Below are 7,420 nucleotides of genomic sequence, written 5' to 3'. Positions count from 1 at the left end.
GGGGGGGGGGGGGGGGGGGGGGGGGGGGGGGGGGGGGGGGGGGGGGGGGGGGGGGGCCCCCCCCCCCCCCCCACGGCTGCACTACTTGGTGATCTCTTCCCAGCCGGCCGTCAGCTCGGCGGCCACGCCGTCGGCGTCGATCTCCTGCGCGAGGAAGCGCTGGTAGGCCGGCGTCGCGACGGTGTCCTTCCACTGCGCGTAGGCGTCGACGAAGAGGTACGGCGCGGACACGAGGTGCTGGCCCGAGGAGAGGATGACGTCCCAGCCGTTCTCGGTGCCGAGCTTGGCCGCGAGGGCCTCCTGCGCGGACGTCGTCGCGGGGATGAGGGCGTCGGCCTCGTTGAGCGCGGCCAGGTTCTCGGTCTGCGTGAAGAACTCGATGAACTCCGCGGACTCCTCGACGTGCTCGGAGTCGATGTTCACGGACAGGGTCTGCGGGTTGGCGGCCTGCTCGGCGCCCTCCGACCCCTCGAGCGGCGGGAGCACGATCCAGTCGAAGCCCTCGGGCGCGTCGGTCGCGATGTTCGCGGCCTGGAACGAGCCCTGGATCGTCATGGCGACCTGCCCGGCGTAGAACGTCGCGAGCGTCTCCGAGCCGGTCTGGCTCAGGGTCACGGGCAGGATCGACTTGTCCTCGAACGCCATGGCGTCCACGAGGTTCGGCACGGCCATCTCGCCCTCGCCGACCGTCAGGGTCGCGTCGGACCCGCTGCCCTCGAAGTAGGTGCCGCCGAAGCCCGGCGCGAACGCCATGTACGCGGCGGTGGGGCTCTTGAGGCCCCAGCCCAGGCCGTACGTGCCGTCCTTGGTCGTGGCCTGCGCGATCGCGCGCATCTCGTCCCACGTCATGGTCTCGCCCGTGGGGATCGCGACGCCCGCGGCGTCGAGCAGCGTCTTGTTCGCGAACACCATGTAGGACTGGAGCTCGGTGGGGTACGCGATGACCTTGTCGTCGACCGTGACCGCGTCGAGGATGCCCTCGGGGACGTCTGCGCGGAACTCGTCCGACATGTACTCGGAGAGGTCGGCCAGGTAGCCGTCCGCCGCGAAGGGCACGATGCTCGCGGCCTCGTAGTGGATGATGTCCGGCGCCGCACCACCGTTGAACTGGGTGATGAGCTTGTCGTAGATGCCGTCCCACCCCGCGGGGACGATCTCGACCTGGACGTCGGGGTTGGCCTCGTTCCAGTCGGAGACGATGCTCTCGGTCGCGGCGATGGCCGCGGGCTGGTCGGAGAGCGACTGGAACTTGAGCGTGATCGGGCCGTCACCTGCACCGTCGGCTCCACCGCTGTCTCCGCCGCTTCCGCAAGCGGTGAGGAACAGGGTGCCGATCGTGAGGCATGCGGCGATGGACGCACCACGAGTCTTCATGTGTCTGCCTTTCTGAGGCGTGGGGGTCGTGCGGGTGGGGTGGGTGAGACGGGTTCCGCCGGGGTGCGCGCGCAGGGCGCTCACCCCTTGACGGCACCGGACAGGAGTCCGCCGGTGAGCCTTTTCTGCATGATCGAGAAGAAGACGATGCTGGGGATCGCGGCCAGCACTGCGCCCGCCGCGAGCGGGCCGAGGGCGACCTTGCCCTCGCCGCCGATGAACATCTTGAGAGTGATCGGCAGCGTGTAGTTCTCGGGCGACTGGAGCAGCACGAGCGCGAAGAAGAACTCGTTCCACGACGACACGAAGCTGAACATCGCGGTCGCGACGACGCCCGGCATGAGGAGCGGGAAGACGATCTGGCGGAGCACCGTCAGGCGGCTCGCGCCGTCCATCGACCCGGCTTCCTCGAGCTCGATCGGGATCGAGCTCACGTACCCCTGGAGCATCCACAGCGCGAACGGCAGCGTGTACGTCGTGTGCACCAGGGTCAGGCCGACCAGGCTGTCGGTCAGGCCGATGGTCCGCAGGATGAGGAACAGCGGCAGGATGATGAGGATGACGGGGAAGACCTGGCTGACCAGGATCCACCCGACACCCATGCCGCGGACCAGGCCCTTGAGCCGGGCCAGGACGTACGCGCCGGGCAGCGCGATGAGGAGCACGAGCGCGGTCGAGACGAGCGCGACGATCGCCGAGTTCCACGCCGAGCGCACGAGGCCCTGACGTTCGAGCGCGGCCGAGTAGTTGCCCCACTCGACGTCCTGCGGGACGAGGCTCACGGTGAGCGAGTTGAGCTCCCCCGACGACTTGAGCGACGCCGAGATGAGCCACAGCAGCGGAAAGCCGAGGAAGACGATGTAGAAGCACAGCGCCACGTACTGGGCGGGCCGGACGAGATGACGCATCAGATCACTTCCCCGTGCTGTCGCGGTCTTGGCGGAACTGGGACCACAGGTAGATCGCGAGCAGGAGGACGACGACGACCACGAGCACGACGCCCATGGCGGCCGCGTAGCCGATGTTCCTGTTCTTGAACGCCTCGAGGTACGTGTAGAGCATCGGCAGCATGGTGCGGCCGCCCGGTCCGCCCTCCGTCAGCACGTAGACCAGGGAGAACGAGTTGAAGTTCCAGATGAAGTTGAGCGAGGTGATCGACGTGATGATGGGGCGCAGGCTCGGGAGGGTGACGGCGGTGAAGCGGCGCCAGGCGTTCGCGCCGTCGATCGCCGCGGCCTCGTGGAGCTCGTCGGGGATCTGCTGGAGCCCGGCGAGCAGCGTCACGGTGGTCTGCGGCATGCCGACCCAGATGCCGACGACGATCACGGCGGGCAGCGCGGTCGAGAAGTCCGCGAGCCAGTTGATGTCGTCGGGCAGGCCCACGCTGCCCAGGAACGCGTTGAGCGGACCCGCGTTGGGCGAGTAGATCATCCGCCACATGATCGCGACGACCACGGGCGGCATGGCCCACGGGATGAGCGCGAGCACGCGGGTCAGGCCCTGGAGCTTGAGGTCGGAGTTGAGCAGGAGCGCGAGGCCCATGGCCGCGACGAGCTGGAGCAGCGTCACGGAGACGGCCCAGATCATGCCGATCCGGAACGAGTCCCAGAAGAAGGAGTTGTCGGCGAGCCGGACGAAGTTGTCCATCCCGACGAACGCGTACTCGGGGTTGCGCACGAGGCGGGCGTCGGTGAACGCGAGCCCCACGCCGACGAGGAGGGGGGCGACGCTCAGGACGAGGATCGGGAGCAGCGACGGGATGACGAGGGCGATGGCCTCGCGCCGCTTCGAGCGGGCCATCCCTCCGGTCCGGCGCGGGGTGCGCCGTTGTGGTGCGGGGGCGGCCGGTCGGGGGCCGGCCTCCACGGTGGGGGCTGTCATGACTTCTCTCCGTCGAGTACGTCGGTCGGTCGGGTGGATTCGCGGACGAGGAGGGTCGGTCCCACGTCCACGTGCCGGGTCTCCTGGGCGGTGCCCTCGACCAGGCCGAGCAGCAGCTGGGCGGCCCGCCGACCACGTTCGGCGGATCCCAGGGAGACGCTCGTGAGGCTCGGGTAGAAGACGCGGCCGATCTCGGTGTCGTCCATGCCGGTCACGGCGAGGTCGGTGGGGACGTCGAGTCCGCTCTGGCGGGCCGCGTGCATCGCGCCGATCGCGAGCAGGTCGTTGGCCGCGACGATCGCGTCGAGGCCACCGCTCGCGGCGTTGCGCTCGATGAGCGTGCGCGCGGCGGCGAGGCCGGCGGCGACCGTGAAGTCCTGGGCGATCTCGACGTCGACGTGCTCGGCGTCGAAGCCCGGGGCGGCGACGGCGGCGTCGAAGCCTCGCTGGCGGGCCTCGCCGGGGGTCGTGTCGAGGGGGCCGTTGAGGAACGCGATGCGGCGGCGGCCGATGTCGAGCAGGTGGGTCACGGCCTGGCCGATCCCGCCCGCGGAGTCGGTCGACACCGAGTCGATGCCGTGGGCGCCGAGCGAACGACCGATCACGACGACCGGCACGGCGGACTCGTGGATCTCGCGGACGAGCTCCTCGCTCATGCGCAGGGGGCTGAGGACGATCCCGTCGACCATGCCGTTCGCGAGGCTGCGCACGAGGTCGGTGGTGGACTCGGCCGTGTCGCCCGTGGTCGTCACGACGACCCGGTAGCCGTAGGGCGCGATGACCGAGTGGATCGCGGACATCATCTCGACGTAGACCTGGTTGCCGATGTCGGCGACCGCGAAGGCGATCTGGAACGTGCGCCGCATGCGCAGCGAGCGCCCGACCGCGTCGGGGCTGTACCCGAGCTCGTCGGCGGCGGCACGCACGCGCTCGACCATGGACTTGCTGGCGCCGGAGCCGTGCAGCGCTCGGGAGGTCGAGGCGAGCGACACCCCGGCGCGCTCGGCGACCTCGTTCAACGTTGCACGTGGTGCCATCGGTTCCTGCCCTCTCCGTCGAAGGTGGTGCGGAAGATCTCGATTTGGAAACGTTTCCAACGCAGCGGTGCGAAACACTCTGGAAACGTTTCCGGATTGAGAGGCACTCTTGCACGCGGCTCCGGAGGGTGTCAACCGCCGGGCGTCACCGGGCCGCGCGGACCGCTCGCGAGCGTCCTGCCCGACGGCGGAGCGCGCCCTCCGCGCACGGGTGCGGTCCGCCGTCAGGCGGGGGTCCGGGCGTGGTCCGGGCGCGGTCCGGGCCTGGCGACGACCGGTTCCCGGGCGCCCCCGGCGCCTCATGCGCGTGCGCTACCCTCGCGGGCATGCCGATGACGTCACGCAGGGACCCCGCCGTGCTCGTCGCCGGGCTGGTCGTCTCGATCCTGTGGGTCGGGACGGCGGTCCTGAGCGACTGGGTCCACGCGAACTTCACGTACCGGGTCCACAGCGCTCTCGTCCGCACGTTCCTCCCGCATCCGAACGGCACGGTCCCGGGCGGTTCGGCGATCACGGGTCAGACGATCCTGGCGGCTCTCCTCGCGGGGCTGGTCGTCATGGTCGTGGCGTACCTCGCGACGCGGCGCCTGCCTCGGCGCACGGGCACGTGGGGCGTCTTCCTCGGGACGTGGTTCGGGGTCGTGGCGGGCGGAACCGCGGGGTCGGTCGCGGACACGGTCGCGGACATCTCCTTCCCCGCCCCCCTGAACCCGGCGTTCCACCTGCTCGCCGCGTCGTTCGAGGGAGGATGGTGGGGGCTGGTCAACGGCTGGCTCGTCGGCGCCTCGCTCGTCGGAGCGCTCGCCCTGACGAGCCGGTCCTCGGCGGAGGCGCTCCCTGCGACGCGCAGGGCGCGCGAGCCGCTGCGGGCCCGCGCATGGCCGGCCGTGCTCGCCGCCGGTCTGACGGCGTCGCTCGTGTGGGTCGCGGTGGGGGCTGGCAGCTCGTGGCTCGTGTGGCACCGCAGCGCGCGCGGCCCGATCGACCTCGTCACGGAGGCTGCCACGGGTGCGATGGTCTTGCGCTTCGCGCCGCAAGGACAACCGGTCCAGGGCATGGAGGTGGCCCTCGCGCTGGTCGTGGCCCTGGTCGTCGCGAGCGGGACGTGGCTCGCGACCCGTCGGCTCCCGCCGCACGCGGGGCGCTGGACCCTGGTGCTCGCGGTCTGGTTCGCGACGGTCGCCGCCGCGGTGGTCCCTGCGGCGACCCGGTCGTTCACGACCTACACCGCGTTCGGGCTGCACTCGGCCACGATGAACATGGTGCTGCCGACCGTGCAGGCGAGCCTCTTCTGGCCGCTCGTCACGGGCTGGGTCGCGGGTCTGGTCGCCGTCCTCGTGTACGCCAGGACGGCCGGCGCGACGGTCGCGGACGTCTCCCCGGAGGGCTCCCCCGGCCCTGGAGAGGTCCCCGAGCCGGTCGTCGAGGACACCCCGCGGAGCGCACTGCACACCGATGCCGACGAGCGCTCGCTCGTCCCCTAGGGTGACCGCTGAACGCAGGCAGGGCGCCGACGAGTCATGGACGAGTCGTCGGAGGTCGCCGTGCCGGGGACAGTGACGAGAGGGTGGGCTCATGGCTGAGACAGGTTCGACGAGCGGCATCACGACGGGCTTCGTGGTGACCGAGGCGCAGTTCGAGGAGATGTTCCCGGAACGCAACCCGTTCTACACGTACGCGGGCCTGGTCGCCGCGACCGAGGCGTACCCCGAGTTCGCGACGTCGGGCGGCCCGGAGATCGCGAAGCGTGAGGCTGCGGCCTTCCTCGCGAACGTGAGCCACGAGAGCACGGGCCTGCTGCACGTGAGCGAGCTCAACACGGCCGTGTACTCGCACTACTGCGACCCGTCGCAGCCGTACGGTTGCCCTGCGGGCCAGGACGCCTACTACGGCAAGGGCCCCATCCAGCTCTCCTGGAACTTCAACTACAAGGCTGCGGGCGACGCTTTGGGCATCGACCTGCTGAACGACCCGTTCCTCGTCGAGACGGACGCGACCGTCGCCTGGAAGACTGCCCTCTGGTACTGGAACACGCAGCCCGGCGAGGGCGCCATGACGTGCCACGAGGCGATCGTGGGCGAGCACGGCTTCCGCGAGACGATCCGCGCGATCAACGGCCCGCTCGAGTGCGACGGCGGGAACCCGCGCCAGGTCGCTCACCGGGTCGACCTGTTCCGCCGCTACGCCGAGCTCTTGGGTACCACGACGGGCGACGCCCTGACCTGCTGACGTCCGCGGCCCGACGGCGGAGCTCGCCCTCCGCCGTCGGGTCCAGGTCGCGGGTCGGTCAGTAGTCGGGGAGGACGACGTAGGGCAGGTGCTCGTGCACGAGGGCTCCGGTGACCTGTTCGGCGTCACGGGCCCACGTGTCGAGCGCTCCTGGGGTGGTGCGTGCGGCCGCGAGCTCCGCGGCGGTCCGGACGTGCACGTCGGTCTCGTTGCCGCTCCACCACTGCGTGTCGCTGCGCAGCCGGTCCGCCAGCTCGTGGACCAACCAGGCGGGCATGCCGTCCGGGACGAGGACGAGGAGATCCACGTCGTCGTCCGCGGTGCCGTCCCCGCGGGCGGCTGATCCGACCACGGCGACCCCGGTCTCCCGGCGGAGGCCGTCGTCGCTCACGACCTCGTGGAGCAGGTCGTCGACGCGACGTCGCAGCTCGCGCCAGGGGTGCAGCGCATCGAAGAGGGCTTCGACCGCGGGCCAGCACAGGTGGTCCCGGTTGACCCGGTAGTAGCTCGCGGGCCCGACGGTCCGGCGGACCACGACGCCCTGCTGCACCAGTCGCCCCAGAGCACGCCGCACGCCTTCGGGGGTGCCGGCGTGCGCCACCCGGTGCACCTGGCGACCGGTCAGCTCGTCACCCCGAGCCCACAGCGCTCGAAGGACCGGCCCTTCGAGCCCGGGCACGACGGCCGAGACGGGACTGCTCCAGTCCATCTGCTCCCCTTTCGACGGGCGTCCTGCGAGGCCGAGCCTTGGTCGACGTCGTGCGGTCGTGCGGTCGTGCGGTCGTGCGGTCGTGCGGTCGTGCGGTCGTGCGGTCGTGCGGTCGTGCGGTCGTGCGGTCGTGCGGTCGTGCGGTCGTGCGGTCGTGCGGTCGTGCGGTCGTGCGGTCGTGCGGTCGTGC

Annotated in this window: 7 protein-coding genes; 2 read left to right on the top strand and 5 right to left on the bottom strand. The window is 71.0% G+C overall.

Annotated features, from left to right (window positions below; genetic code table 11):
• Positions 1–81 precede the first annotated feature (81 nt).
• The 4 genes from ACFVQ3_RS11950 to ACFVQ3_RS11935 all read right to left on the bottom strand — a co-directional run bounded on the left by ACFVQ3_RS11950 (position 82) and on the right by ACFVQ3_RS11935 (position 4,292).
• Entirely contained in the window at positions 82–1,374 is a 1,293-nt protein-coding gene (locus ACFVQ3_RS11950) for an ABC transporter substrate-binding protein (protein ID WP_387639071.1), read from the bottom strand.
• An 80-nt stretch (positions 1,375–1,454) separates the two neighbouring features.
• Complete coding sequence (locus ACFVQ3_RS11945) at positions 1,455–2,282, bottom strand: carbohydrate ABC transporter permease (protein ID WP_387639068.1); 828 nt, start codon at positions 2,280–2,282, stop codon at positions 1,455–1,457.
• A gap of 4 nt (positions 2,283–2,286) precedes the next feature.
• Positions 2,287–3,255, bottom strand: a complete 969-nt coding sequence (locus tag ACFVQ3_RS11940) for a carbohydrate ABC transporter permease (protein ID WP_387639065.1) — start codon at positions 3,253–3,255, stop codon at positions 2,287–2,289.
• Complete coding sequence (locus ACFVQ3_RS11935) at positions 3,252–4,292, bottom strand: LacI family DNA-binding transcriptional regulator (RefSeq protein WP_387639062.1); 1,041 nt, start codon at positions 4,290–4,292, stop codon at positions 3,252–3,254. The genes ACFVQ3_RS11940 and ACFVQ3_RS11935 overlap by 4 nt, the downstream gene beginning before the upstream one ends.
• Positions 4,293–4,618: 326 nt before the next feature.
• Here ACFVQ3_RS11935 and ACFVQ3_RS11930 point away from each other — a divergent pair, with 326 nt between their 5' ends.
• Positions 4,619–5,776, top strand: coding sequence for a hypothetical protein (locus ACFVQ3_RS11930; protein WP_387639059.1), 1,158 nt, complete (start codon positions 4,619–4,621; stop codon positions 5,774–5,776).
• Between the two features lie 91 nt (positions 5,777–5,867).
• On the top strand, positions 5,868–6,521 hold the full coding sequence (locus tag ACFVQ3_RS11925) for a chitinase (protein ID WP_387639056.1): 654 nt from the start codon (positions 5,868–5,870) through the stop codon (positions 6,519–6,521).
• A 58-nt stretch (positions 6,522–6,579) separates the two neighbouring features.
• On the opposite strand, the gene ACFVQ3_RS11920 is transcribed toward ACFVQ3_RS11925, so the two are convergent.
• A complete protein-coding gene (locus ACFVQ3_RS11920) occupies positions 6,580–7,230 on the bottom strand; it encodes a nucleotidyltransferase domain-containing protein (RefSeq protein ID WP_387639053.1) in 651 nt (216 codons plus the stop codon).
• Positions 7,231–7,420: the final 190 nt, after the last annotated feature.

Source organism: Oerskovia sp. NPDC057915 (genome assembly GCF_042887685.1).
Classification (GTDB): Bacteria; Actinomycetota; Actinomycetes; order Actinomycetales; family Cellulomonadaceae; genus Oerskovia.
The sequence above is the reverse complement of the archived record's forward strand: the minus strand, read 5'-3'. Positions and strand labels throughout refer to the sequence as shown.

Excerpts from the sequence above, each read along its gene's own strand:
- ACFVQ3_RS11950 (WP_387639071.1), bottom strand. The coding sequence starts at position 1,374 with ATGAAGACTCGTGGTGCGTCCATCGCCGCATGCCTCACGATCGGCACC.
- ACFVQ3_RS11945 (WP_387639068.1), bottom strand. The coding sequence starts at position 2,282 with ATGCGTCATCTCGTCCGGCCCGCCCAGTACGTGGCGCTGTGCTTCTAC.
- ACFVQ3_RS11940 (WP_387639065.1), bottom strand. The coding sequence starts at position 3,255 with ATGACAGCCCCCACCGTGGAGGCCGGCCCCCGACCGGCCGCCCCCGCA.
- ACFVQ3_RS11935 (WP_387639062.1), bottom strand. The coding sequence starts at position 4,292 with ATGGCACCACGTGCAACGTTGAACGAGGTCGCCGAGCGCGCCGGGGTG.
- ACFVQ3_RS11930 (WP_387639059.1), top strand. The coding sequence starts at position 4,619 with ATGCCGATGACGTCACGCAGGGACCCCGCCGTGCTCGTCGCCGGGCTG.
- ACFVQ3_RS11925 (WP_387639056.1), top strand. The coding sequence starts at position 5,868 with ATGGCTGAGACAGGTTCGACGAGCGGCATCACGACGGGCTTCGTGGTG.
- ACFVQ3_RS11920 (WP_387639053.1), bottom strand. The coding sequence starts at position 7,230 with ATGGACTGGAGCAGTCCCGTCTCGGCCGTCGTGCCCGGGCTCGAAGGG.